Origin of the sequence: Polyangium sp. y55x31 (genome assembly GCF_029946505.1) — a bacterium.
Classification (GTDB): domain Bacteria; phylum Myxococcota_A; class Polyangia; order Polyangiales; family Polyangiaceae; genus Polyangium.
The window spans coordinates 283,626-309,235 of record NZ_JARZHG010000009.1; the positions used below are offsets into that span (position 1 = coordinate 283,626).

Here is a 25,610-nt window from a genome sequence, read left to right on the forward strand (position 1 = left end):
GCTATCAGAGGCCGCGGACGAGCGGTGAGCTCAACGCACGATCAGCCCGAACGGCATGGCCGCAAGCGTTCGCTCGCCCGAAAGAAGGGGCGCCATCGACCCCAGATAACGGGCGACCTCGGGCAGGAGCGCGCCCACCTCCGGCAAAAGTGCGTCCACGGCTGCTTGCCGTGCTGCCTTTACCGCCGCGCTTTCCTGCGTCGCGCCCGTCTCAGCGTCCTCCGACGCTTCCAGGAGTTCCAGGAGCCCCCCGCCCTCGCCCACCACCTCGGCCGGCGCATCGTCCGGCAGATGCGCGAGCTTTCGCGCGAGCGTCACGGCGTCGACGAGCCCGCCGAGCTCGTCGACGAGGCCCCGCTCCTTGGCCTCGACCCCGCCGAAGATCCGGCCCTCGGCGCTCTCGGCGACCTTCTCGACCGCCATCCCGCGACCCTCCGAGATGCGCCGGACGAACAGATCGTAGATCGACTGCATCGACCCGAGCACCTTCTGCCGCGTCGGATCGTCCCACGCGACGAACGGCGACATGTACGTCGCGCGCTTCGCCTTGAGCGGATCGGGCGCGGCCGCGATCGTCTCGGTCGTCACGCCGATCTCTTCGAGCGTCTTGCCCACGGCCAGCTTGCCCGACACCACGCCGATCGACCCGAGGATGCTCGTTGGCTCTGCAACGATCTTCGTCCCCGCGCAGGCCAGGTAATACCCGCCGCTCGCGGCCATGCCGCCGACCGACACGACGAGCGGTTTGTCCCCGCGCAGCTTCATCAGCCGCTTCCACAGGAGATCCGACGCGAGCGCCGATCCGCCGGGCGAGTCGATCCGCAGCACCACCGCCTTCGTCGACTCGTCCTTCTCGAGCCGCGCGATCGTCTTGCCGAGATCACGCTCGTTGATCCCGTCACTCCCGCCGAGCGGCGACGACGGCGCGCCGCCCATCGTGATCGCCCCCGTCGCGGGCACGATCGCCACGTGCGGCTCTCCGCCCGAGCCCGGCCCTGCGAGCACGCGGATCACGTCGATGAGCCCACCCGACACCGGCTCCGGCGACGCGCCTCCGCCGAACTTCACGCTCACGCGATCCGCGCCCGCGAGCTTCTTCGCCTCCTCGCGCGCTTCATCCGCGTACCCGACCTCGTCGACGAGCCCCTTCGCCTTCGCCTCTTCCGGCGGGAACGGCCCATCCTCCACGACGTCCGCGAGCCCGGGGTTGCCCCGCCCCTCCGCGATCGCCGACAGCCACGCCGATCGCAGCCCGCGCAGCGCGCCCTCGACCGACTGCCTCGCCTCGGGGCTCGCGCTGTCGCGCGTGAACGGCTCCTCTGCGCCCTTGTACTTCCCGACCTGAAGGAAATTCACCTCGACGTGGAGCTTCTCGAGCAGGCGATGACCGAACACGAGCTCGGCCGCGATGCCCACCGACTCCACGCCTCCGGCCGGGCTCACCCAGACCCGATCGCAGCCCACGGACGCGAGCAAGAGCGTCGCGTTGCCGAGATCGTCGGCGTGACAAACCACGGGCTTCTTCGCCTTGCGGATCGACGCGAGCAGCAGCCCGACCTCGTTCGCCCGCGCGAGCCCGAGCCCCGCGGTCCCGAGCTTCACGAAAAACCCCTTCGTCGTCCCGCGCTCGTTCGCCGCGCCGATCACCTCCACGAGCTCGGCGTGCGTCCGCCCGCGCGGCGAGCCGAAGAGCCCGCCCTGCGACGACTCGGGCGCCCCACGCGACAGATCGATCTCGACCACCGCCGGCCCCGTGAGCGCCGGCGAGACCCGCGCGTTCGTCGTGCTCCGCGGCCTCCCCTCGCAGCCCGCACCCGCGATCGCGACCGCCGCTCCGAGCGTCACGCCGAAAGCCCCCAGACGCACCCGTCGGTCCCGCCGCTTTTTCATCAAGGCTCCCAGGAATCCGCGAACTTGGCGAGACGCTCCTTCGCGCGTTTCGTGTGCGGGTTCGCGTCGCCGCCCTTCTCGATGATCTTCCGGTAGAGCGTGCTCGCCGTCATGCGCTCCCCGTTCTCCCACCGGAGATCCGCGAGCGCCGCGACCGCGTCGAGGTACGTGCCGTCCGCGGCCACCGCCTGCTCGTAGAACCGGATCGCCGCCGCGCGGTCGCGCTTCTTCTGCGCGAGATCCCCCTCGGCCTTCAGCACCTTCGCGTCCTTCGGCGTCTTCTCGGCGAGCTCCTTCAAGAGCGGCTCGGCCTTGTCGAGCTCACCTTTCGCGATCGCCTCGTTCACGGTCTTCAGCGCGTCGTCCCCCGCCTCCACCTTGAGGCTCGCGGCCTCGACCTCGGGCTTCTTCGCGCCCTCGGCGCTCGCGACGAACACGCGCAAGGACGCCACGAGCGGATGCGGCCTCGGCATCGCCGCGAGCCGTTCGAGCTCGGCCTTCGCGCCGGCCACGTCGCCCGATCGCGCGAGCGCATAGATCAACATCGACCGCGCGCGCCCGAGGTTCTGCTCGTCCCGCGCCGCGTTCTTCAGCCGCTCGATCACCGTCGCCCACACCGGCTGGGCTTCGGCCAGATCGAGCGTCGCAAAGAGCAGCTCGTCGCTCGCCTGCGAGGTCGACTTCGGCAGCGTCGCCACGAGCTTCCGCGCGCCGTCGACGTCTCCCGCGAGGCGAAGCGCGTCGATCCGACAGCGCGCCACGTCCGCGTCGGCCGCGGCGATCGACTGCGCCCGCTCCGCCGTTTGTTTCGCGCGCCCCACCACGAGATCGAGCTCGCGCCGCGCGTTCGCCAGATCCGGATCCGACGCCGAGAGCAGCCGCACCTTGAGCCACGCCACGTCCGCGCGCACCGCCGCGAGGCGCGCGAGCCGCACCGCCACGCGCACATCCGCGTCCGCGATCGCGCTCGCCTTCACGTACGACTCGTTCGCCGCGTCGAGATCACCATCCCGCAGATCGCGATCTCCTTGCTCCAGGAGCGTCCCGAGCCGCGCGTCGCCTTGCGTCGGCGCCGCAGCGCCGCCGCCCTTCGGCAGGTACTCGCGCCCGACCATCACTGCGCCGAGCGCGCCCGCGCCGAGCAAGAGCACCCCCACGATCCACCGCGCCGCATGCGGGCGGCGCGGCGGCACGCCCGAGACCGACAGGACGTCGTCGTTGTGGAGCAGCGCCGACGACGGCGGCAACGACGTGGGCCCGCTCGACGGCGTCTTCGCCGACGGCGTCTTCGAGGAGATCGGCTTCGCCGGCTCGACCTTCGGCGGCGCGGGCGTGGGCGATGCGGACTTCGCCGACGCGATCGACGGCGGCCGATCCATCATCAGCGTCGGCCCTTCGCTCGTCGGCTGCCGCTCCATCATCAGCGTCGGATCCTCGCCACTCGAAGGCCCCGCGTCCTGCACGGCCGGCGGCTCGGGTGTCGCCTTCTTCGGCGGCGGCGGAGGCTCCGGCGGCGGGAACATCGGCGCGGACGCGGCGGCCTTTCGCGGCGGCGGAGGCGGCTCCGGCGGCGGAAACATCGGCGACGACGCCGCGGTTTTTCGCGGCAAGGGCGGCCCTTCCGCGGGAGGCGACGGGAACATCGGCGCCGACCCCGCGGGCTTGCGCGGCGGCGGTGGAGGCGGCGGCAGCGCGCTGATCCGCTCCACGGTCCCTCCTCGCTCGTCCGGCGACGAACTCGAAGGCGCGCGCATCGGCGGCGGCGAACCAAAGCCGCCGTTCGTGCGTGTCGAGACCGGCGCCTCGACGACATTCATCGTGTTCAGCTCTTCGAGCCCGCCCGGCACGCGCGGCGGAGTGAGCGCCGGCATCTCCGAGCCCTTGTCCGCCCCGGCCGCCGCGGGCGGTCGCACCGAAGCGGTCTTACGCCCGAGCAGCGCGCCGCCCATCGCCACGGGCGGAGGCGGCGGCACCGAACCACGCCGCGGAGCCGCCGCTGGCTGAGGCGCGGGCGCGGCCGCTGAGGCCTGCTGCTGGCGCCCCGGCAACGCGAACACGACCGATCCTTCTTGCCGCGGCGGCGGTGACGCCCCGCCGCCGAGGCCTGCGGGCGTCCTCGTACGGGTCCGCGCGGCGGGCGGCGGCGGCGTCGTCCCGGTTCCGGGCACGGTCATGCCGATGCGGTTGAAGAACGGATCGAGCTCGGCGATCGAGCCGAGCCTGCGCGGCCGGCTGCTCCCGCGCGAGAGCACGTCGTCGCGGGTCACCTTCCCGTCGTGGATCGCGCCTTGGAGCTCGCGCAGGGCGGTGAACTCGATCTCGCGCCCGTCGACGGTGCGAACGACCCACGTGTCGGGGACGGTCCCCACGGAGGCGCGACGCACCTTGAACTGGTGGCCGCAGGTCGTGCACTTGACGGAGGTGCCGCGCTCGGAGACGAGGGCGTCGTCGAAGTCGTACACCGTGCCGCAGCGCTCGCAGGTGACTTCCATGGGGAACTTGGCAGCTTTCCTCTTTGTGCACCGGGACGCAAGCGACCGCAAAAGCAGGCGCCGCGACGCATCAGGCTCCCTACTTCTACCGCGCTTGCCCCGTCCGGCTCCACTCTTCGACGCCATCGGCACGTGGATCCGGCCCGGCGGATCCTGGACGCCACAGCCGATCGTGAACGCCCTTTCACGATCCGCCCCACGCGGCGCGCTCGGTCTCCTCTCTCCGAAGCGGATCGACGCGCGAAAACCGTCGCGATCGCGCGGCCTTGTGCAGGGCATGCCGCTTGCTAGGCTCCCGCTGTTGCCCTGGCCTTCGTCAAGGCTCGGGCCCACTCTCTTCGCGCCTTGGTCGGTGCTTTTCGGGAGACGGTATGAAGCGACTTTCTCTGCTGGGCTTCATCGGCATGATGGCGACGTTCCTCGCAGGCTGTCCCATCTACGAAGACGACGGCGAGTGGAACGAAGGCCCCTGCACCTCCGGGGATTGCTCGAACGGCGGCTGCAGGGACTCGAGTGACTGCGGCCTGAACGAGACGTGCGGCAACGACAACCAGTGCCACACGGGCGACTGCACGGTCTGGGGCTGCTCCGAAGGTTTTACATGCGTGGTGGAGGGCACGCAGGCGAGCTGCGAGCCGGGCAGCGGCGGCACGGGCGGCACGGGCGGCACGGGCGGCACGGGCGGGACCGGCGGCACGGGCGGGACCGGTGGCACAGGTGGCACGGGCGGCGCCGGGGGCGGAGGGGTCACCTGGTGCGGCAACCCTGACGACTGCGCCATGGGCGAGACCTGCGGGCCCGACGGCACCTGCCATCCGGGCACCTGCGACGTCGTCGGCTGCGTCTACGGCTACGCCTGCGAGGCCTCGCAGTGCGTCCCGCAGAACCCGGCGGCGTGCGGCACGGACGCCGACTGCAGCGCGCTCGGCGCGGGCTACGCGTGCGTGAGCGGCGTCTGCACCGCGCCCGCCGATCAGTGCACGGACCAGACCCAGTGCCCGGCGAACAACAAGTGCGTCGACGGCAAATGCACCCCGGCGTGCAGCGACGACACGGACTGCGACGGCGGCTACACCTGCGACCCGGTCCTCGGCGTCTGCACCGTGCCCGCCAAGCCGTGCACCATCACGAACGACTGCGGCTCGGCCGACGAGGTCTGCGTCGACGGCGCGTGCGTCCCGCGCAGCCAGATGGGCTCCTGCCCGCCAGGCGACGTCTGGGTGGAGAACGGCTGCATCCCGAACCAGACGGCCGCCTTCTACTGCAACCAGGATGGCGTGCAGGACGCCTGCGCCGCAGGGTCCATCTGCCTGCATCACGCCTGCTACATCTCGTGCGCCGCGCCGAACGACAACGCCTGCAACAACCTGCCGTCGTTCGACGTCTGCAAGACCGTCTCGACGATGTCCGGCGACCACCAGGTCTGCGGCTCGAACAGTAACCTCGGCAACGAGTGCGATCCCACAGCCGGGCTCGCCTGCGCGTCGGGCAAGATCTGCATCGACGGCTTCTGCAAGTAGCTCCCGCGTTCTCGCATCCTCTCCTCGCACGGCGCCGCGGACATCTTCGCGGCGCCGTGTGCGCTCCCCCTGCCCGCTCACGTCGTGGCATGCGCGCTGCCTGGCCCCCCCACGCGGATTCGATCGGGCCTGCACGTGGTTCGTTGTCCGCGCGGAGCACCGGATCGCCTAGGCGATCGCGGGCCCCGCGCGTCCACGTGAGGCATCCGATCCATCCCCGACGGAGAGCCTGCACGATGAAGAACTACGGTTTCATCCAGCGTTTGTCGGATTCGTTCCCTTACGAGCGCAAGTCCACGGCGAGCTGGCTTCTGCCTGCCTCGATCGGGGTCGGCATCGGCGTGGCCCTCGGCGTGGGCATCGGCCTGCTCTACGCGCCGCAATCGGGCGAAGAGACCCGGGAGCGGCTCCGCCAGGGCGCCGATCGGGTCAAGGACCGCGCGCGCTTCGCCGCCGGGCGCGTCCGGGGCGAGCTCGAGTCGGCCGCGAGCCAGGTCCGCGAGCGCTCGTTCGCCACGTCGAACGAGGTCGGCCAGAACCGCTAGCAAAGAGGCGCGCGCCTTCGTTCGTGGCGCGCTCCCACACACCTCACGTGCGAACCGTGTACGCGCTGCGTGCACGGTTTGCACGCTTCGAGCTTTGCGGCTCCTGCGCGGTTCGTCCGCGCGGAAGTCCCGGCGGCGAAGCGCGCGCCGGGTCCCTCTTCGGCCGAAGATCCACCATGAAACACGAGATCCTCATCGCTTTCTTCTTCGAACGCGCGCACGCGGAAGGCGCGCTCGCCGAGCTCGCCTCGCTCGGCGTCCTGCCCGCCGACGTCAGCGTCATCCCCAAGCACGTCGGCCATCGAGGCGACCTCGGCCTCCACCTCGGCAGCAAGGCCTCGGAGGGCGCCGCGATCGGCGCTGCGATGGGCGGGCTGCTCGGCGCGATCGTGGGCGCGCTCGGCGCCGCGGGCTCGCTCGTCGTGCCTGCGACCGGCTCCGTCTTCGCGGGCCCCGTCGTCGCGGCGGCGGCGGGCGCCGGCGTCATCGGCGCGCTCGGCGTGGCGGTGGGTGGGATCCTGGGGGCGCGTCACCCGGAGTTCGAGGCGCGTTTGCTCGACGATGCCGTCGGCATGGGCGGCTCGCTCGTCGCGGTCCGGACCTCGCCTGCGGCGGCCGGCGCCGTCGAGCGCCTCCTCGAGGCGCGCGGCGCGAGCTTCGTGCGGCGGCAGGAGACCGAGCCCTGAGCGGGTCTGCCCTTCGTCCGGAAGGGAAAATCGATGCGCGAGCTCGCAGAGCGCCGAACGAGTCGGCGCTCTCGTCGTTCGAGCTCTCAGCGCGCCCCGGCGTTTCCGATCCGCTCCGCGAGCCCGTGCTCGAGACCGGAGAGCGTCTCTTCCACCGTCGCGCGGAAGTAGCGCCGCGCCGCGAACAGCGCTGCTGCGCCGAGCAGCCGCGGCGTCAGGCCGCCGCCGAGCAGAAAGCCCACCGCCACCGCGCCGGCGAGCGCCGCGTGCGGGTTCGCCCGCGCCACGTTGCTCACCATCGTGAGCACCTCGTTCGGATCGACGCCCCCGAGCGCTGCGAGCGGCCCCTTGTCCGCCCCTTGTTCCGTCGTGCCGCTCTGCTGTCTCTCGCCAACCATGAACCCCTCCGTTCTCATCCCTGACGCGTCATCACGCGGCCGAGCACGTACCCGAACGCGAGCGCCACTCCGAGCGCGACGAGCGGCCGCTCTTCGACGAAGGCGACCAGCTTGTCGTCGGCACGTTTCACCTGACGAACCATCCGCGCGGCCCCGGTCGCGTGACCGTTGAGGTGCGCGCCGCCCATTTCCGACTTGTGAGGATCTTCGTGCATCGCCACGCGCTCTCAGCAACGGGCGCGCCACCCGGCCTGAGCAAGGCACGCACGGTCGATGCGCTCGTGATCACGCGTCGAGCGGGATGCACAGCCGACAGATCGTCCCCTGCCCCTCCACGCTCTCGACCGACAAACGACCTCGGCAGAGCGTCGCGAGGTGGTGTGCCAGGTACAGACCTACACCCAGCCCGCGGTACAGGTAGCTCGGCGCGTTGGAACCCCGATAGAACTTCGTGAACACCTGGCCGAGCTCGCGCGCCGGGATGCCGATCCCCCGGTCCTCCACGACCACGATCGCGTTCGCCCGGTCCTCGGAGATCACCCGCACGCCGATCGGCGCCTCGGGCGGCGAGTACTTCACCGCGTTCTCCACGAGCGACGCCACGATCTGCTCCACCCGCTCCGGGTCGCCCCGCACGAGCAGCGGCGCGGCGGGCTCGTGCAGCGTGAACGTCCGCGACTCGAGCATCAGCTTCGCTTCGCCCACCGCCCGCCGCACCGGCTCTCGGAGGTCGAACGAGAGCGCCGCCACGCGCAGCGATCCGTCCTCGATACGGGGCAGATCCACGAGCAGCGCGTCGATGAGACGGCCCAGCCTGCGCGCTTGCCGCATCGTCCGCGGGAACGTATCGGGCGGGACGTTCGTCCCTCGCTCGAGCGCGCGCGCGATCGTCATGAGCGAGACTTCCAGCGGCAAAAGCGGGCTCTTGAGCTGGTGCGCGACGAGCGCGAAGAACGTCCCGAGCTCGAGCCGCGCCTCCTCTGCGGCGGCCTCGCGCGCGCCTCGCTCCTGCGTGAGTCGCTCGTTTTCCCCGCGGAGGCGCGTGTTCTCCTCCTGGGCCTCGGCGAGCCTCGCGGCGAGCGCCTCGTAGCTCGGCTCAATGCGGCGGGCGGCTTTCATCGTGGGTCCCCCGATGGGCCGGCGCCGCCACGCTCGTGCCCTCCGGCCAGTGCCTCGGCAGCACCAGCGAGAAGGCGCTCCCTTGCCCCACCTCGCTCGCGACCGTCAAGCTCCCGTGCAGCCGCTTCGCGAGCCCTTGCGCCAGATAAAGCCCCACACCGAGCCCGCTCGCCGAGCTCGGCACGTTCGAGCCGCGGTAGAACTTGCCGAACACGCTGGCCTGCTCCGCCGCGGGGATCCCGATCCCCTGATCGATCACGCGCACCCGCACGCGTGACTCCGTCCCCTCGACCTCCACCGTCACCACGCGCTGCCGCCCCGAGTACTTCATCGCGTTGTCGATGAGGCTGATCAGGATCTGGTGCACCCGGTCCGGATCGGACATCACGGGCACCCCGTCGCCGGGCCCGTGGTACTCGATCCGCTGCGTCGGCGCGGCGAGGCGGAAGTCCTCCACCACGTCGCGCGTGAAGACCGCGAGGTCGAACGGCGCGATGTGCACCTCCAGCGTCCCTCGCTCGATCGCCGCGGCGTCGCTCAGGATCGCGTCCACGAGCCGCCCGAGCCGGAGCGTTTGCCGGAGCGCGCGCGCCATCGTCCCGTCGGGCGGCGCCTTGCCGAGCGCGAGCGCGCGTTCGATCGTCCGGAGCGAGTTCAGGACGGGCTGGATCGGCGCGCGGAGCTGATGCGCGGCCATCGACAGGAACGACTCGCGCTCGGCGGCGAGCAGCTTCGTCGTGACCGATCGATCACTCGCCGAGAGGTCTCGCACGAACGCTGTCGCGAACGCGCGGCTCCCGGGCGGGACGAGCGACACCTCGATCGGCACGTCCGTCCCGTCCTTCCGATGCCCGATGGCTCGCTCCGGCGCGGCCGTCGCCTCGTCCCAGCGATGCGCTTGCCCTCCGGGCAAGGCCACGAGCTCGGGGAACGATTCGCCGACGAGCTCTCCGGGCGAGCGCCCGAGGAGTCGCTCTGCGGCTGGATTGGCGTACACGATCCGCCCACGTTCGTCCGCGCAGACCACCCCATCGGGGGCCCGCGCCATCACTTCCGTCCAATCGATCGTCGTCTCCTGCACGGTGCCACCTTGCGTTCGTCGACGATTGCTTCATTAGGGACGGAGGGGTTCACTGCCAGTGGGGGGCACGAAATTGGGAAAGCGCTCGCGACCGACCGTTCTGATCGTCGATGACGACGACGAGATTCGTTATTCGATGCGCAACCTCCTGATCGTATCGGACTTCGACGTCTTGCTCGCCGCCGACGGCGTGGAGGCCCTCAAGCTGCTCGAGCGTCACCGCGTGGACGCGCTCGTCATCGATTTGATGATGCCGCGCCTCGACGGCGTCGGCGTCATTCGGGCCCTGCTCGGAAAACCCCCCGAGGAGCGACCGAACGTGATCATCGTCGTCTCGGCGCACGTCGAGCTCCGCCGGCGCATCATGGGCCTCGACGTCCGCCGCGTGTTCCCCAAACCCTTCGACGCGCTCGCCCTGGTGAACGAGCTCTCGGACGCGTTCGGGGCCATGGGCAACGGCGAGTCGGCGAAGGACAAACCGCCCGAGCCGACCCTCGTCGCCGTCCCCCGCGGACACGAAGGGCGCCCGGTTTGACCGGACGCCCTTCGATTTCCCCCGACGATTCCCGAAAACCCCGATCTGCTCAGCCGCCCTCGTCCGAGGTGCCGATCCGCTTCCGGATCGTGTCCTCGACCATTTCCCGGACAACCTGCCACAGCGCGTCCTGGTTCGGGCAGGCCGCGAGCGGCCCGAGCGGGATCTGGAATCCGCCTTTGCCGCGCCGCCCGCCGCCGTAGGGCATTCCGAGCGGGCCGATGCCGAACGCGTCGCGCAGCCACGTCGCCGGATCCAGCGACGCGTCCGTCGTGCGGAGCGATCCGTCGATCCACCCTTCGACCAGGCCGAACGTGATCGCCGTCTTGATCCCCTCGCGCCGGAGGAGGAAGTCGGCTGCTTGCCCGATCGCGTCTCGGTCCTGCGAGCGCACCTGCCCCACGCCCGCGAAGACCCACGTCCCCTCCACCTGCATCGCCTCCAGCGCCCGCCGCATGATCCGCATCGAGCTCGACGGGATCGCGTACCGCGACAGCGCGCTCAGCACGTCCGTGTCCACGAGATCGATGATGCTCGCGAGCGCCCTGAGGTCGTCGGCGCTCCCGTGGAGCAGATCGTCCGTATCGCTCCGGATTCCATAGGCCAGCGCGGTCGCGAGCCTCGTCGCGATCGTCCCGCTTTCCAGGACCCGCGTCGGCGCCTCGATCACGTACTCTGTGTAGATCGTGCTCGCCGCGCCCACGCCGAGCCGGATGTCCACGAAGTCCGCGACGGGTTTTCCCTGAATGGCGTGGTGATCCACGATGGACACGCAGGGCAGCCCAGCGCTCCTCGGCAGCTCGATCGAGTTTGCGTCGACCAGGCTGAGCGCGCTGTACCGGTCGAGGTCTTCCGGCGCGGTCACGCGGACGAGTGGTAGATCGAGCAAGTTCACCATCGCCCGGTTTTCCGCCCGGCTCACGAGCGGCAGATGGGCGATGTCGCACTCGATTCCCACGCTCGCGGCGAGCCTTTGGTGCGCCCATGCGCTCGCCAGGCTGTCGGGGTCCGGGTATCCCCGGATGACGACGACGTGCCGGCCCTCGTGCTTTCGCAGCGCCTCGAGGAGCTGGCCGACCCGGCTCTCGGCTCCGTCCACGCGCCGCGGCCCGCGCAGATCCGGAAGGGGATGGCTACCGCTACGGTCGGGTTCGATCCGCAACGCTTCTTGATGGTTCACCGTCTTGCCCCGGAGGTGCGGGCCTGATGCCGCACGGTCCGCCACCCACGAAAGCAAGCTACGCGCCCATCCCGCAGCCGGGCCGTCGTGTACGAACGGAAATAGACGATAGCCCGAACCGCTTCAGAGCTTGAACATGGCCATGGCCGTTTCGCCGGGACGAACGGTCACGCTCTTCGACTTCGCAGCGCCGCTCGAGGGTTTGCACGTCACCGAGTAGGTGCCGGCCTTGAGCGACAAACGCAGCGACGACGACTTGCCCTTCGAGGCCCCGTTCACGGTGAACGAGCACGGACCGCCGACGGCGACGGCGACGAGCGTCCCGTTAGCCGCGGCGGGCGCGGGCGCGGGCGTCGAGGGCGACTTGCTCGCCGGCTCGGACGCGCCGGAACCCGCTTTCGGCGCGGCTTCGTCCCCACCCGAGGGCGGCGGCGTGGCGGCCGCGACGGCGGATGCGGAGGACGCCGGCGGCTCGGCCGACGGAGCCGCGGAGGCGCTCTCGGCGGGAGGCGGCGCGGCCGAGGGAGCCGGCGTGCTCGCCGGCACGGCGACGGCCGAGGGAGCGGGCGTGGCCGCGGGCGGAGGCGTGGGGATCGCGATGGGCCCGTTCTCCTGGGACTGGGTCGTCGTCGTGGCGGTCGGCTCGGATTGCTTGCGCAGGAGCATGACCATGAGCACGACGATACCGAGCAAGCCGACCGCGCAGAACGCGAGGAGCACGCGGATGACGCGTGAGTTGTCCGGCGCAGGCGCAGGCGCAGGCGCGGCGGCGGGCGCGGGAGCAGGCGCGGCCGCAGCTACTGGCGCGGCGGCAGGAGCCGGCGCAGGCGCAGCAGCGGGCACAGCAGCCGGCGCAGGCGCAGCAGCAGGCGCAGGAGCCGGCGCAATCCCGGGCGCAGACGCAGCCGCAGGCGGGATGACGACGGGCCCGGAGAACACCTCCGTCATCGGCTCGTCCATCGCCACCTGCGCGGGTGCAGCCTGCTGCAGCGCCGCAGCCATGTACCTTTGCGGCATCGGCGCCGGTTGGTTCGCCGAGCCCGGATGTACGCCCGTCTCGGCGTCCTCGTCGGCGGGCAGGTGCGCGAAGTCGTGCGGCACGACGCCCCCGGCCATCGGCGGCGGGTTCGGCGCGGGCAGCCACGCGCCCGCGGCGGCCGGGGCCGACGGCGGCGGCGCGGGCGGCGGCACCGATCCGGTCGCCTTCCGCTCGCGCGCGGCCTGCGCGATCTGCCCGATCCGATCCACGAGCAGCCGGCCCTCGGGCGGCGAGAACGGCAGGAGCGCGTGCGCGAACGCGTGCACGCTCCGGAAGCGCGCCTCCACGTCCTTCGCGAGCGCCCAGCCGAGCACCGTATCGAGCTCCGGAGACACGTCGGCGCGCAGTTGCGACACGCGCATCGGCTCCTCGCGCGTGATCTGCAGCATCAGATACGCGGCTTCGCCCTGGAACGGCGGACGACCTGCGAGCATCTCGTAGAGGATCGTCCCGAGCGACCACACGTCCGTGCGCGCGTCGACGTCCTTCGCTTTACGCACGAGCTCCGGCGACGCGTACGGCGTCAGGCCGAACATCGCCGTCCCCGTGATCTCGCCCGTCGCGTCCTGCGCGCCGCCGAGCAACTTCGCCGTGCCGAAGTCCGTGATCTTGATCATCGGCGCGCCGCCGGTCCGTTGCGTCACGAAGAGGTGCGACGGCTCGAGATCGCGCACCACGATGCTGTTCGCGTGTGCCTCGGCCACGGCCTCGCAGGCTTGCAGCACGAACAGGATCGCGTCGTGCAGCGGCAGCGGCCCGGTCTTGCGGACGTAACGTTCGAGGTCGGTGCCTTCGAGGTACTGCCGGACGAGGTAGAACGTCCCGTCGGGCTCGTTGCCGACGTCGATGATGCGGGCGACGTGCTCGGAGGCGATCCTCGACAGGGCACGCGCCTCGCGGCGGAAGCGCTCGATCTCGCGCGCGTCGGCCTGGTGGGGCAGGAGCAGCTTGATGATGGCCCGCTGGTCGAACGCGGTGTGGAACGCGTCCATCGTGAGGCCATGTTTACGCCCGAGGATGGCGCGAACGCGGTACTTACCGCCGATCAGGGCGCCGGGATGGATGTCGTTGGCGGAGCGCATGACTCGTCGTTGTCGGCGAACCGGATCGCGCGCCCATTCTTGCATGCCCTCGCCGGGAGGGGTAGGAGCGTCCCGTCCGGGCGCGGAGCGCCCGCGCTCCCGCACCATGAAGCGCTACCAGCCCGGCCCCTACGACAACCTCCCCGACGTGCGGGATGGCTTGACCCGCAAGGAACGCATCGTCCTCTGGGTCCTCCACCAGACGCAGGAAGAGCGCGGGGGCCGCAACGTCCCCACGGCCATGCTTTATGGCCGCGTCGTCGAGTACATCGACATGAGCGTCGAGGAGCTGCAACGCATCCTCGCTCGCCTGGCCGCTCCGCAGGAAAATCCCCGCGGCAAGCCCTGACGGCCGGCCGCGCTCAGCCGGCCTTCGGCAGCGTGATCTTCGGCTCTTTCGGGTGACGCCGGTAGAGCAGGATCGTCCGGCCGAGCACCTGGACGAGCTCGGCGCGCACGGCGGGCGGGATCTTTTCGGCGAGGTCGCCGCGCTCGTCGGGGCACTCGGTCCCCACGCGCACCTTGACGAGCTCGTGCTGCTCGAGCGCGTCATTCACGGCGGAGACGATGCCGTCGGTCAGCCCGTGTTTGCCGAGCTGGACCACGGGGTCCAGGTGATGACCGAGCGCGCGCAGATGGCGGCGCTGCTTTCCTGTCAGGCTCATGCGGTCCTCTTTCTCGGCCGACGCGGTCGAGGGACGGCCGGCCTAGTCCCCCGGCCCCTCCACGTCAAGCGCGCCTGCGCTCCATTGCCGGATGCACCTGCCCCCTCCATGTTCCGCGCGTCCGCGCCGACGAGGCGCGAGAGGGAGGGACGCGTGCAAGAGGAACGCGTGCAAGAAACGGAACGGATCACGTTCGTCCTCATCGCCGACGCGAGCCGAGCCCGCCTGTTCAAGCGGAGCAACGAGGAGAACGCCTTGCTCGAGCTCGTCGAGGAGTTCGAGCACCCCGAGAGCCGCGCCATGGCCCGGGATCTCATGGCGGACAAACCCGGCCGCGCCTTCACCGGCGGCGGCCAGGTCGCCGGCCGCAGCGCCAAGGAGTACGCAACCGACCCGAAGGACGTCGAGGCGCAGAAGTTCGCGCGTAGCCTCGCCGACCGGCTCGCCTCGCTCTACGACGCGCATGCCTTCCGCGAGCTCGTCCTCGCCGCGCCGCCCAAGTTCCTCGGCCTCTTGCGCGGCACCCTCGCGGCGCACACGAACCACGTCGCCGACGCCGTCGTCGCTTCCCACGAGAAGGACTACACGCAGCTCGACGTGCGTACGATCGCCGAACGCATTGCCGCCTGAGATCCAGGCACGGAATCGGCGGGCGCACCCGCGCGGGCCAGGGTATACCGGGCCCCTCCATGAGCGACGTAACCCCGAACCTCAGTGCTTCGCGCATCGTCGACGAGACGTCCGCCGAAGGACCGCGGACGTGGAGGGCGGAGCTGCGCGAGCTCGCTGCCCTCGGCGGACCGATCACGCTGAGCTTCGTCGCCAATCAGCTCCTCGGGTTCGTCGATACCGCCATGGTCGGCCGCCTCGGCGCGACGTCGCTCGCCGCCGTCGGCATCGGCAACGGCATCTTCTTCTCGATCACCGTGCTCTTCATGGGCGTCATCCTGGGCATGGATCCGCTCGTGTCCCAGGCCGAGGGCGCGGGTGATCGCAGCCGCTCCCGCGCCGTCCTCGGCCAGGCCGCGCGCCTCGGCTTCCTGCTGTCGGTCCCGTGCATGGCGCTCATCGTCATCGCGGGCCTGTTCGTCGGCCGCGCCGGCATCGACGCCGAGACCTCGCGCCAGATCCTCCACTTCTTGCTCGGCCGCCTCCCCAACGTCGTGCCGTTCCTCCTGATCACGGCTTGCCGCGTCTACCTCCAGGCGCGCGGGCACACGCGCGCGCTCGTGTGGTCGGCCGTCTGGGCGAACGTCACGAACATCATCGCCAACATCCTCCTCATCTACGGCGACGACGGCCTCGTGGCCGTCGGCCTCCCGCGCGTCGGCTTGCCTTCGCTCGGCGTCCTCGGCTCGGGCCTCGCGTCGAGCCTCGCGTCGGTCATCTCGTTCGGCGTCGTGTTCCGCGCGATCGTCCGGCGCGACGGCGTGGTCCGCGCCGCGGAGCTCCACGCCGATCGCGAGACCACGCGCTCCATCGTCCGGGTTGGCTGGCCCATCGGCACGCACTTGCTCGCGGAGGTCGGCGCCTTCTCGATCGCGGGCATCTTTGCCGGCTGGATCGGCCCGCGGGCGGCCGCGGGCCATCAGGTCGCGCTCTCCCTCGCGAGCCTCTCGTTCACCATCGCGCTCGGCATGTCGAACGCGACCTCCGTCCTCGTCGGCCGTGCCGTCGGCCGAGGGGATCCCGCGGGTGCTCGCCATGTCGGCCTCCTCGGCATCGTCGCGGCGAGCGCCGTGATGGGCCTCTCGGCCCTCCTCTTCGCCGCGGCCCCTGCGTTTTGCGCGCGTATCCTCTCGGACAAACCCGACGTCATCGAGGCTGCCATCCCGCTCATTCGCATCGCGGCGATCTTCCAGCTCGCGGACGGCGCGCAGGCGGTCGCGGCCGGCGCGCTCCGGGGCGCGGGGGACACGACGTCGACGCGGAATGCGAACGTGATCGGGTATTACGCGTTCGGCATTCCGCTCGCGCTCCTGCTCGGGTTTGCCCTCCGCATGGGCGCGGTCGGGATCTGGTGGGGGCTCACGGCGGCGCTCTTCGCTGTCGCGGGAGCGCTCGTCCTCCGGTTCGCGCGGCTCACGCCGGTCCAGATGAAGCGCGTCTGATCGCCGGCCTTGCGGTCTTCGGAGGGCGGCCCCAGAGCCGCGCTCTTCGGAGGCCTTCATGACGAGCCCCCTCTCCACGACCATCGCTCAGATCGCTCGCTGGATCGAATCGAGCCGCCACCTCGTGGCTTTCACGGGCGCCGGCATCAGCACCGACTCGGGCATCCCGGATTTCCGCGGCCCCGACGGCGTCTGGACCCGCCGCGACGCGGGCCTTCCGCCGCCGCGATTTCGTGTCCCGTCGGGCCGCGTCGAGCCGAACACCTCGCACCTCGCGCTCGTCACCTTGCAGGAGCTCGGCCTGCTCGCGTACCTCATCACGCAGAACACGGACAACCTCCACCGCCGCTCGGGCATCGACCCGGAGCGCCTGGCCGAGCTGCACGGCAATGGCGACCTCGTGCGATGCCTCCTCTGCGACCGCCAGTTCACGCGGCGCGAGGTCGGCTGGGATCCGGCCCGGTTCGGCCCTGGCTATCGGACGAACGCGCCGGTGCGCGGCCAGCCGAAATGCCCCCGTTGCCAGGGCCGGCTCATTTCGTCGGTCGTCAACTTCGGCGACCCGCTCCCCACGCGTGAGCTCACCGAGGCGCGAAATCACGCCGAGGCTTGCGACCTCATGCTCGTCCTCGGCTCCTCGCTCGTGGTGAACCCCGCGGCGTCGCTCGTCGCCGTCGCGATCGAATCGGGCGCGCGCGTGATCCTCGTCAATCGCGGCGAGACCCCGTACGACCCGTACGTCGACCTCCGCGTCGAAGCCGGCATCGGCGACGTCCTGCCGCCGGCGGTCGAGCGTGTCAGCCGACGAAGGCGGCGTGTTTCCGCCTGACGTTCGCCGCCATCCCAGCGAACATTGCAGCGCCTGGAGAGGTCGGATACGCATTTGCGGATGCGGCCCGTCCTCCTCTCGATCGCCTGCGCGCTCGCGCTTGCGGTGGCGCCGGCCTGTTCCAAGGACAAACCCCTCCCGCGCCCGAACGTCACGATCCCCGGCGACATGCAGAAGCACCCGCTCACCCGCGACGCGCCGCCTGGGCATGCGTTCGTCTATGACTCGAACCTCGTGTTCCGCGCGGAGATCGGGTCCTCCGCTCCCGAATTCCGCGTCGCGGTCCTCGAGGCGACGCTCGAAGGAGAGTACGTCCACCAGACGTACCGAGCGACGCGCCTCGGTCGCGCGACGCTCGGCCCTGACGGCTGGGACGTCGTGCCCCTCGACGGCAAGCTCACGATCACCGAAACCTCGGTGATCGCCGAGCTGACGGGCGCGGACGCCTCCCGATGGAATGGTGAGTATCTGACGCCGGCCGAGGCGCAGCGGCGACAGCAGGCGAACGCGCCGAAGACCGAGGCCAAGGACGGGGGCGCTGGGCCCCCGCCCCCGTGCCAGCGTTACAGCGATTGCGTCTGCGGGCTCGATGCGGCGGCCACGTTGAAGGGCGGGGACAATCCTTTCAGCAAAACCTGCGTGGAATCCAAGCGCTTGCTGCTGAACGCGCCGGACGACCCGCAGGCGTGCCTCGTCGGCCTATCTCTCCATCGCGAAATCGCGCCCAAGCTCGGCTATACGCTCCCCGCCGCTTGCGCCGAGTGACCGACCGCGTACTGCAGTAGCAGCACGCCATTGCGGTACACCTTCGTCGACAGCAGCGTGAGGTTCACGTGCGCGGGCAGCCTCGACACCAACGGAATGCCCGCGCCGAGCAGCAGCGGATTCAGCTTGATCAAGAGCTCGTCGACGACGCCTTCGGCGATCAGCATCCCCGCGAAGTCTCCGCCGCCTGCCAGATAGATGGGTTTCCCCTCTTCGGCCTTCAGCTTCCGGATGGCGCCCACGGCGTCCTCCGCGATCACCTTCACGCGTGGATTCGGGCTTTCCTTCAACGTCCGCGAAAACACGTACGTCTCCATCATCGGATACGGATCCGTGACTCCGAACTTCAGCCCGATGTCGTACGTGCGGCGGCCCATCACGACCGCGCCGTAGCCCGCCCACGACGCGAGGTAATCGTCCACGTGCGGCCCTTCGTTGAGGAAACAATCGAACGAATGGTCCTCACGCGCGATGAAGCCGTCCGCCGTGATGGCGACGTGATACACGAGTTTTCTCATACCGAATCTCCAGACACACGCCGACCGATCCGCCGGCGTTCGAGCAGGCAGCAACTACGGTTTCGGACCCGTCACGAGCGAACGACCGGCGCTCGACTTCCACCCGATCCGTCCACGATGGACGTACGGGGAGGAGCAGCGGTATCGCAATGGCGGGGGCTCGTGTTCAGTGCGTGGAGACCATAGGGCGACGCTTCGTCAGCGTCGCGGCCACCTTACCCACCTCCCGGGGGCCTCGCAAGAAAATTCTTTATCTCCCCGGCCGGTTCGTCGCGGCAGCATCATTTCGCCAGCCGATTGTTGGTGGACAAATATTTTCGTCGATGCCACCCTCCCCCGCCATGGCACGTTTGCTCCTCGTCTCGAACCGCCTGCCCGTCACCGTGAAGGTCGAGCATGGCGAGGTCCTCGTCACCCGGAGCGCCGGAGGCCTCGCGACGGGCATGAAGGGGCCACACGAGCGCTCCGGAGGCCTCTGGCTCGGCTTTCCCGGCGACGTCACGCGCCTCTCGCCCGATCAACGTGCCGCCCTCGAAGCGCGCCTCGAAGAGCTCCGCTACGTCCCGCAGCACCTCTCTCCAAGCGAGGTCTCCAGGTATTACGAGGGATTCTCGAATGGCGTCCTCTGGCCGCTCTTCCATTACATGCTCGATCGCGTCCCGCTCGGCGGCGAACGCGACTGGGAGAGCTACCGCCGCGTGAACGAGCGATTCGCCGACCTCGTCGCCGCGCACTACCGCGAAGGCGATCTCGTCTGGGTCCACGACTATCAGCTCATGCTCGTCCCCGGCCTCCTGCGGAAAAAAATCCCGAACGCGCGCATCGGGTTTTTCCTCCACATCCCCTTCCCCTCCTCGGAGGTTTTCCGCATCCTCCCGTGGCGCGCCCAGATCCTCGAAGGCCTGCTCGGCGCCGATCTCATCGGTTTTCACACGCTCCCGTACCTGCGCCATTTCGCGTCCGCGCTCCTCCTCGTGCTCGGCGTCGAAGCCAACGTCGACCGAGTCTTCACCGAAGGCCGCGAGATCCGGCTCGGCGCGTTTCCCATGGGCATCGACGCCGCCGCGCTCTCCGCCCTCGCCGACACGCCCGAGGTCATCGCCGAGGTGCAGGCCCTCCGCCAGCCTGGCCAGCGCATTCTGCTCGGCATCGACCGCCTCGATTACACGAAAGGCATCCCGCGCCGCCTCCTCGCCCTCGAGCGCCTCCTCGAACGCGAGCCCGCCTTGCGCGGCAAGGTACGCCTCGTCCAGGTCACCGTCCCCTCACGCACGAACGTCGAAGCCTACCAGGGATACCGCAGCCGGGTCGACGAGCTCGTGGGCCGCATCAACGGCGCCTACGCCACGGTCCATTCGGTGCCCATTCACTCCATGTATCGCTCCTTCAACGAGCGCCAGCTCGCCTCGCTTTATCGCGCGGCCGACGTCATGCTCGTCACGCCCTTGCGTGATGGGATGAACCTCGTCGCCAAGGAGTTCGTCGCGTCCCGCACCGACGAGGACGGCGTGCTCGTCCTCAGCGAGCTCGCCGGCGCCGCCTCCGAGCTCGCCGACGCTTTGCTCGTCAATCCGTACGACATCGGCGGCGTCGCGGCCACGCTCAAGCGGGCCCTCACCATGCCCGAAAACGAGCGACGCCAGCGCATGCAGAATCTCCGGCAGCACGTCCTCGCGCACGACGTCCACGGCTGGGCGCAAAGCTTCGTCACCACGCTCGAAGAGCAAGGCGATGCGTCGAGCGGGCGCCCCCTCGGCGCGACCACGCCCGCGGCCCTCGAAGTCCTCACGGCCGAGCTCCGCCAGACCCCGCGCCTCACGTTGCTCCTCGATTACGACGGCACCCTCGTCCGGTTCGCCCGCGCCCCCGAAGAAGCCGCGCCCGACCCGGACCTCCGGCACCTGCTCACGGCCCTCGCGCGACGCCCGGGCACGCGCGTGCACGTCGTCAGCGGCCGGACGCGCGCCGCCCTCGAGCGCTGGCTCGGCGACCTGCCCATCGCGCTCGCGGCCGAGCACGGCTTCTGGACGCGCGACGCCTCGGGGGGGGAATGGTGCGCCCGGAAAAACATCCCCTCCGAATGGAGTGCGAAGTTCCTGCCCTTGCTCCGCCAGTTCGTCGCCCGCACCCCGGGTGCATTGCTCGAAGAAAAGAGCGCCTCCCTCACCTTCCATTACCGCATGGCCGACCCCGAGTTCGGCGCGCTCCAGGCCAAGGAGCTGCGGATCCACCTCGGCGATTTGCTCAAGAACACGCCCGTCGAGATCCTCCCCGGCGACAAGATCGTCGAGATCCGCCCCATGGGCGCGGGGAGCGGCGCGCTCGTCGCGTCGCTCCTCGAAGGTGCTCCCCCCGGCGCACGCGTCGTCGCGCTCGGCGACGACCTCGTCGACGAAGAAATGTTCGCCGCGCTCCCCGCTCCGCACGTCGCCATGCACGTCGGCCCTCGCCCGAGCCGCGCGCCCTACCGTTTGTCCGGGCCCATGGCCGCCCGCGCCTTCCTCCAGGCCATTGCCGCGGGTTAATCACTGCCCGGGCATTTGCGCATGACACGCTCGGGCGGCGCGAGCCCCGCGGGAATCCACCCGCGCTGGTCGAGCGCCCGCACGACCCTCGTCGTCCTCGAAACCCCTTCTCCCCGCGCCGCCTCGATCCGCGCCGCCGCCTGATGCCACGCGGGCACGTACCTCAATGCCGGCGGCAAATACCTCGATCCGCGCATCGCGCCGATGGCGAGCTCGTACGCGCGTTTTGCTTCCGCATCCCAGGGCAAACCCACCGCGCTCCGCCACCGCTCCGGCAAGAGCCCCGCGCAGAGCCTCGCGGCCCCGCGCATGTACGGCGGCCCGAACAGCACCCGCAGGATGTCCCGCGCCATGTCCCCGAGCTCCAGCGAATGCTCCACCATCCCCTCGAAATACCGCTCGAAGCTCTCCAAGTCCGCCGGCAATTGCTCCGGGGACAAACCCACGGCTGCGCCCCATCGCTTCGACTCCTCGTAAAACTGCGCCCGCTCCCCGCGATCGAGCGGCTCCACGATCGCCTCGTACGTGGTCAGCGCCCCCTGCACCAGCGTGGCGAACACCCATTGCATCGCGGCCGGCTCGTTCGCGCGATACCGCTGCCCTGCCCTTGCCTCGCTCGAACGCGTGGAGATCCTCCCGCGAACGCGCTCGTGGAGCTGGAAGATCCGCGCCCCCACCTCGATCGACATCGAAAGATCCCCGAAGACGAGCGCGTGCGTCGCGTACACCGTCCGCCGCGTCCTCGCCATCAGCTTCGTTTGATAATCGCTGAACCGCCCCACGCCCTCGGCCACCTCGGGCAAGAGCACCTCCAGGACCACCGCCGGCGGAATGGCGGCGAGCATCGCCGCTTCCCGCCAGATTCGCCGCACCATTCCATCCTGCGCGAAGAGCCCCTCCACCGGGCCCTCCGCGTGCTCACGCACGTAGACGAGGCAACGTTCCCGCCGTTGTCTGTCCTGTTCGGAGGCCTTCGTGGAAAGGGGAGTGAGGTCTGGATCCATTGCATCAACGTATCACGAAGGCCGCTCCCTCCGCAGCCTCCCCGCGCGCTCGATCCCGATCCCGACGATCACACCGACCGCATAATAAATGAGGTCCATCGCATGGAATCCATGTCCGAGTGCGAGCCCACCGAGCCGCATCGCGCGGATCGCATCGATCCAAGGTGCGTGATAGAGCTGACTGGCCTCGACGGCGTAACAAAAGAGCAGCGCTGCGATTGACGCCTGCGCCGTCCGGGAGGCCGGCGCGACGAGCCCCGCGAGCCAGAAGCTCATCGTGGCATAAAGCGCGTCCCCCGCGCCCTTCGAGAGCCACGCGGGTAACCCGGGGATCTTCCGCGAAAGCAGGCCGAGCCCGATCGTCACGACCACGAGCGCCGCGTAGAGGACACGCGAACGCCGGAGCTCGGTTCTTCTCGACGAACCTTCGGCCATCAGAGGCAATGGCGCTTGTACTTCTTTCGACCGGATGCGTCGATGAAGAAAGGCGGATCGCAGCCGTCGCTCGGCGAGGCCGGTTTCGCCCGCGGAGCCGTCGTCCGCGGCGGCGCGGTCACGCTGGCCGAAGCCGTCGGCGCGGCCGACACGACGCTCGTCGCGGAAGGCGCCGGCGTGGGGGCGGCGGAAGGCGCGCTCGGGACCACGGATTCGGGCGTGGCGACGCTCGCTGCAATCGAAGGCGCCCCCTGCGCGGACGCGATGCGCTCGGGGCTCTCTCGCATCAGAATGACGACCAGCGTCACCACGAGAATCCCGACGAGCCCGACGAGACCGAGCACCACCGGCGTCACGCGTCGTTCCGGCGGGTTTGCCGGCGCCGCATGTTGCGATTCCGTGTTCGCCGCGGAGACCGACGTCACCGCCGCCGCGGGCGCCGGCGGCGCGAGCGAGTCGAGCTTCGTCTCCTCCTCGCGGCTCGACACGGGCTTCGCCGGCTCCTTCGGCACCGGGGGCAACGACGTGCGGCGCTCCTCGCTCTCGATCGCCTGGATCAGCCGCGCCCGCTCGGCGAGCGTCTCCCCGGCCATCGCCTCGACCCACGCGCCGACCTCCGACGGCGTCGCCATCGGCCCGCACGCTTCGAGCGCCATCGCCATTTCGAGCGCCGTGGGGTATCGCGCGTCCGCGTCCCGCCGCAGCGCGCGCAGCGTCACCTCGTCGAAACACGTCGGCAGATCGGCCACGCGTTTGCTCGGCGCCTCGACCTCGGCTTCGAGCAGGCGCACGAGCGCGAGATCCTCCGACGCCCCCGCATAAAGCCGCCGGCACGTGAGCGCCTCCCACAGCACCACGCCCGCCGCATACACGTCCGCGCGCCGATCGAGCACCTCGCCGCGGAGCTGCTCGGGCGACATGTACGCGAGTTTGCCCTTGATCGTGTGATCACTCGTCACGTGCGCCCGCCCCGCCGCGCGCGCAATGCCGAAGTCGAGCACGCGCGAGACGCCGTCCACGCCGACGAGCACGTTCTGCGGCGACACGTCGCGATGCACGACGCCGAGCGGCTCGCCCCGCGCATCCCTCGCCTCGTGCGCCGCGTGCAGCCCCCGCAGCGCGTTCGCGAGCACCGCGGCCACGATGGGCGGCGGGATCTTCTGCTTGCGTTTGCTCGCCACGCTGATGAGCCGCGACAGCGGCTCGCCGTGCACGTACTCCATCACCAGGAAGACCTCGCCTTCCTGCGACACCACATCGAGCGTGCCCACCACGTTCGGGTGCCGGATGCGCGCCGCGATCCGCGCCTCGTCCGTGAACATCGCGACGACCTCGGCGATCCGCGCGTGCCACGGATGGAGGCGCTTGATCGCCACCGTCCGCAAAAATCCCTCGTCGCCGATGAGCCGCCCGAGGTGCACCGTGGCCATGCCGCCCGCGGCGATCTCGTCGTACACGCGGTAACGGCCCAGAACGAGCACCCGGGGCGAGCCGCGTTCGGCTTCCATTCAGCCCCGAGACTACCCCTTGTGCCGCGCCTTGATGAGCTGAAAGTAGCGCCGCGCAATCCCCGACGCCGCCGCGGCCGCGCCCACGTTGCCGCCGTGCGCCGCGAGCACCCGCTGTACGTAACGTCGCTCGAACTCCTCCACCACGCGCTCGCGTGCCCGCGGCAAAGGCAGGTCGAGCGCGAGGATCTCCTCGATGAAACCCGACGCCGCCGCGGGCCTCGGCGGCGAGCTCGGCCGCGGCACGCCGGGCGGACGTGGCGTGTTCGGACGGAGCGTCGCGATGGGCGCGAGCTCGCCGAGGGCCACGCGACGCGCGACCGCGTTGTAGAGCTCGCGCACGTTGCCCGGCCACGCGTAGTCCGCGATGCGCCGCGCGAAGTCTTGCGGAAACGGCGTGTCCTTGCCGGCGAGCTGCCGCCAGAAGTGTTGCGCGAGCACGAGCACGTCGCCCGTTCGCCTTCGCAGCGGCGGCAGCTCGATCCGCGCGACGGCGAGCCGGTAGAACAGATCGTCGCGGAACCTCCCCGCCTGGATCTCGTGATCGAGATCGCGCCGCGTCGCCGCCAGGATCCGCACGTCCACGCGGATCCAGCGGTTCGATCCCACGCGCTGCACCTCCGAGCGCTCGAGCGCGCGCAGGAGCTTCGCTTGCAGCGGCAGCTCGAGATCACCGATCTCGTCGAGCAAGAGCGTGCCGCCGTGCGCCTCCTCGAACACGCCCTTGCGTGACTCGGTCGCGCCCGTGAACGCCCCGCGCTCGTGCCCGAACAGCGCCGACTCGACGAGGTTCGGCGGCACCGCCGTGCAGTCGAACACGACGAACGGCCCTTGCTTGCGCGGCCCGAGCTCGTGCAACGACTCGGCCAAGACCTCCTTGCCCGTGCCCGTCTCGCCCTCGATCAACACGGGCACGCTCGCGCTCGCGAGCCGCTCGCACAGCGGATAAAGCGCGCGCATCTCGGGGCTCGCGCCGACCATCGCGCCGAACCGCACGGCCGAAGGGATCTCCGCGGGCGCTTGATCGGCGAGTTTGTCGATGCGGATCTGCGTCTCGCCCATCGTCACGACCTCGCCGCCCGTGAGCAGCGCGTCGAGCACGGCCACGCCTTGCACCGACGTACCGTTCGTCGAGTCGAGGTCCGTCACGCGCAACTTGCCGCGCAGGATCTCGAAGGCCGCGTGCCTGCGCGAGACCAGCCGATCGTCGATGCGCAGATCCGACATCGGGCTCTGCCCGACGAGCACGCGTGAAGGGTGACCGGGCGCGATCGTGAACGTCTGTCCGCGGCTCGCGCCGGCGACGACCACGAGCGAAAACCCGGGCGAGGCCGCGCGATCGGGCCTGCGCACGAGCTCCGTCTCCACCTTGTCGTCGAACTCGTCCTCGTCCTCGCGCCCGCTCATGCGCCGCCATCTCAGCACGCACGCCCGCATTCGTCACGGGCCCGCGCGCCCCCCGCTTTTCGCCGGAGAGCCCGGGCTCCATGCCTTCGCGCATGAACCTCGAGATCGCGGACGAAGAAGCACGAGAGCTCAGGATCGCGCTCGACATCCGGCTGCGGGAGATGCGCAACGAGCTCGTCCACACGGACGACCATGCCTACCGGGACGACTTGAGGCGGTCGCTCGAACGGCTGGAGAGGATCGCACAAAAGGTCGGCGGAAGCGGACCCGGCTGAC

Annotated in this window: 25 protein-coding genes; 11 read left to right on the top strand and 14 right to left on the bottom strand. The window is 70.4% G+C overall.

Features of this window, described 5'->3' with window-relative positions; all coding sequences use genetic code 11:
• Positions 1-30: 30 nt before the first annotated feature.
• Complete coding sequence (sppA, locus tag QHF84_RS18960) at positions 31-1,845, bottom strand: signal peptide peptidase SppA (protein WP_281314732.1); 1,815 nt, start codon at positions 1,843-1,845, stop codon at positions 31-33.
• 44 nt (positions 1,846-1,889) lie between these two features.
• Positions 1,890-4,382: a zinc-ribbon domain-containing protein gene (locus tag QHF84_RS18965; protein WP_281314733.1), complete on the bottom strand. Its 2,493-nt coding sequence runs from the start codon at positions 4,380-4,382 to the stop codon at positions 1,890-1,892.
• Between the two features lie 371 nt (positions 4,383-4,753).
• On the opposite strand from QHF84_RS18965, the gene QHF84_RS18970 reads away from it, so the two are divergent.
• From QHF84_RS18970 to QHF84_RS18980, 3 genes are all read left to right on the top strand, one after another.
• Positions 4,754-5,902 carry a hypothetical protein gene (locus tag QHF84_RS18970; RefSeq protein ID WP_281314734.1) on the top strand — a complete coding sequence of 383 codons (1,149 nt, stop codon included), beginning with the start codon at positions 4,754-4,756 and terminating at the stop codon, positions 5,900-5,902.
• 236 nt (positions 5,903-6,138) lie between these two features.
• Positions 6,139-6,447 carry a YtxH domain-containing protein gene (locus tag QHF84_RS18975; protein WP_281314735.1) on the top strand — a complete coding sequence of 103 codons (309 nt, stop codon included), beginning with the start codon at positions 6,139-6,141 and terminating at the stop codon, positions 6,445-6,447.
• 176 nt (positions 6,448-6,623) lie between these two features.
• On the top strand, positions 6,624-7,133 hold the full coding sequence (locus tag QHF84_RS18980; protein ID WP_281314736.1) for a hypothetical protein: 510 nt from the start codon (positions 6,624-6,626) through the stop codon (positions 7,131-7,133).
• Between the two features lie 86 nt (positions 7,134-7,219).
• Here the strand turns inward: QHF84_RS18980 and QHF84_RS18985 are convergent, their stop codons facing one another.
• From QHF84_RS18985 to QHF84_RS19000, 4 genes are all read right to left on the bottom strand, one after another.
• The gene (locus QHF84_RS18985) at positions 7,220-7,531 is read right to left on the bottom strand and encodes a hypothetical protein (RefSeq protein ID WP_281314737.1); all 312 of its coding nucleotides are present in this window, start codon (positions 7,529-7,531) and stop codon (positions 7,220-7,222) included.
• Between the two features lie 14 nt (positions 7,532-7,545).
• On the bottom strand, positions 7,546-7,746 hold the full coding sequence (locus QHF84_RS18990; RefSeq protein WP_281314738.1) for a hypothetical protein: 201 nt from the start codon (positions 7,744-7,746) through the stop codon (positions 7,546-7,548).
• Positions 7,747-7,816: 70 nt separating this feature from the next.
• Positions 7,817-8,650 carry a HAMP domain-containing sensor histidine kinase gene (locus tag QHF84_RS18995; RefSeq protein WP_281314739.1) on the bottom strand — a complete coding sequence of 278 codons (834 nt, stop codon included), beginning with the start codon at positions 8,648-8,650 and terminating at the stop codon, positions 7,817-7,819.
• Entirely contained in the window at positions 8,628-9,731 is a 1,104-nt protein-coding gene (locus tag QHF84_RS19000) for a PAS domain-containing sensor histidine kinase (RefSeq protein ID WP_281314740.1), read from the bottom strand. The genes QHF84_RS18995 and QHF84_RS19000 overlap by 23 nt, the downstream gene beginning before the upstream one ends.
• A 58-nt stretch (positions 9,732-9,789) precedes the next feature.
• Between QHF84_RS19000 and QHF84_RS19005 the strand changes: the two genes are divergently transcribed.
• Entirely contained in the window at positions 9,790-10,266 is a 477-nt protein-coding gene (locus tag QHF84_RS19005; RefSeq protein ID WP_281314741.1) for a response regulator, read from the top strand.
• 49 nt (positions 10,267-10,315) lie between these two features.
• Here QHF84_RS19005 and QHF84_RS19010 read toward each other — a convergent pair whose 3' ends face one another.
• A complete protein-coding gene (locus QHF84_RS19010) occupies positions 10,316-11,446 on the bottom strand; it encodes a hypothetical protein (RefSeq protein ID WP_281314742.1) in 1,131 nt (376 codons plus the stop codon).
• 123 nt (positions 11,447-11,569) lie between these two features.
• Complete coding sequence (locus tag QHF84_RS19015) at positions 11,570-13,567, bottom strand: serine/threonine-protein kinase (protein WP_281314743.1); 1,998 nt, start codon at positions 13,565-13,567, stop codon at positions 11,570-11,572.
• Positions 13,568-13,673: 106 nt separating this feature from the next.
• Here QHF84_RS19015 and QHF84_RS19020 point away from each other — a divergent pair, with 106 nt between their 5' ends.
• On the top strand, positions 13,674-13,916 hold the full coding sequence (locus QHF84_RS19020; protein ID WP_281314744.1) for a hypothetical protein: 243 nt from the start codon (positions 13,674-13,676) through the stop codon (positions 13,914-13,916).
• A 13-nt stretch (positions 13,917-13,929) separates the two neighbouring features.
• On the opposite strand, the gene yhbY is transcribed toward QHF84_RS19020, so the two are convergent.
• Positions 13,930-14,232: a ribosome assembly RNA-binding protein YhbY gene (yhbY, locus tag QHF84_RS19025; protein ID WP_136930941.1), complete on the bottom strand. Its 303-nt coding sequence runs from the start codon at positions 14,230-14,232 to the stop codon at positions 13,930-13,932.
• Positions 14,233-14,385: 153 nt separating this feature from the next.
• On the opposite strand from yhbY, the gene QHF84_RS19030 reads away from it, so the two are divergent.
• From QHF84_RS19030 to QHF84_RS19045, 4 genes are read left to right on the top strand one after another with little or no spacing between them, the layout of a single operon-like run.
• Entirely contained in the window at positions 14,386-14,862 is a 477-nt protein-coding gene (locus QHF84_RS19030; protein ID WP_281314745.1) for a host attachment protein, read from the top strand.
• 59 nt (positions 14,863-14,921) lie between these two features.
• Positions 14,922-16,343, top strand: a complete 1,422-nt coding sequence (locus QHF84_RS19035) for an MATE family efflux transporter (protein ID WP_281314746.1) — start codon at positions 14,922-14,924, stop codon at positions 16,341-16,343.
• Between the two features lie 58 nt (positions 16,344-16,401).
• Positions 16,402-17,172 carry a Sir2 family NAD-dependent protein deacetylase gene (locus QHF84_RS19040; protein ID WP_281314747.1) on the top strand — a complete coding sequence of 257 codons (771 nt, stop codon included), beginning with the start codon at positions 16,402-16,404 and terminating at the stop codon, positions 17,170-17,172.
• A 60-nt stretch (positions 17,173-17,232) separates the two neighbouring features.
• Positions 17,233-17,937 (top strand): hypothetical protein, encoded by a 705-nt coding sequence (locus QHF84_RS19045; RefSeq protein ID WP_281314748.1) that lies wholly within the window; start codon positions 17,233-17,235, stop codon positions 17,935-17,937.
• On the opposite strand, the gene QHF84_RS19050 is transcribed toward QHF84_RS19045, so the two are convergent.
• Complete coding sequence (locus QHF84_RS19050) at positions 17,907-18,455, bottom strand: dihydrofolate reductase family protein (protein ID WP_281314749.1); 549 nt, start codon at positions 18,453-18,455, stop codon at positions 17,907-17,909. The genes QHF84_RS19045 and QHF84_RS19050 overlap by 31 nt on opposite strands.
• A gap of 341 nt (positions 18,456-18,796) precedes the next feature.
• On the opposite strand from QHF84_RS19050, the gene QHF84_RS19055 reads away from it, so the two are divergent.
• On the top strand, positions 18,797-20,980 hold the full coding sequence (locus QHF84_RS19055; protein WP_281314750.1) for a bifunctional alpha,alpha-trehalose-phosphate synthase (UDP-forming)/trehalose-phosphatase: 2,184 nt from the start codon (positions 18,797-18,799) through the stop codon (positions 20,978-20,980).
• Here QHF84_RS19055 and QHF84_RS19060 read toward each other — a convergent pair.
• The 4 genes from QHF84_RS19060 to QHF84_RS19075 all read right to left on the bottom strand — a co-directional run bounded on the left by QHF84_RS19060 (position 20,977) and on the right by QHF84_RS19075 (position 25,334).
• Positions 20,977-21,906, bottom strand: coding sequence for an oxygenase MpaB family protein (locus tag QHF84_RS19060; protein WP_281314751.1), 930 nt, complete (start codon positions 21,904-21,906; stop codon positions 20,977-20,979). The genes QHF84_RS19055 and QHF84_RS19060 overlap by 4 nt on opposite strands.
• Positions 21,907-21,996: 90 nt before the next feature.
• The gene (locus QHF84_RS19065; RefSeq protein ID WP_281314752.1) at positions 21,997-22,419 is read right to left on the bottom strand and encodes a DUF2809 domain-containing protein; all 423 of its coding nucleotides are present in this window, start codon (positions 22,417-22,419) and stop codon (positions 21,997-21,999) included.
• Positions 22,419-23,927 carry a serine/threonine-protein kinase gene (locus QHF84_RS19070; protein ID WP_281314753.1) on the bottom strand — a complete coding sequence of 503 codons (1,509 nt, stop codon included), beginning with the start codon at positions 23,925-23,927 and terminating at the stop codon, positions 22,419-22,421. The genes QHF84_RS19065 and QHF84_RS19070 overlap by 1 nt, the downstream gene beginning before the upstream one ends.
• Positions 23,928-23,939: 12 nt before the next feature.
• Positions 23,940-25,334: a sigma 54-interacting transcriptional regulator gene (locus tag QHF84_RS19075; RefSeq protein ID WP_281314754.1), complete on the bottom strand. Its 1,395-nt coding sequence runs from the start codon at positions 25,332-25,334 to the stop codon at positions 23,940-23,942.
• A gap of 92 nt (positions 25,335-25,426) precedes the next feature.
• Here QHF84_RS19075 and QHF84_RS19080 point away from each other — a divergent pair, with 92 nt between their 5' ends.
• Entirely contained in the window at positions 25,427-25,609 is a 183-nt protein-coding gene (locus QHF84_RS19080; protein WP_281314755.1) for a hypothetical protein, read from the top strand.
• The last annotated feature ends 1 nt before the right edge of the window (position 25,610 follow it).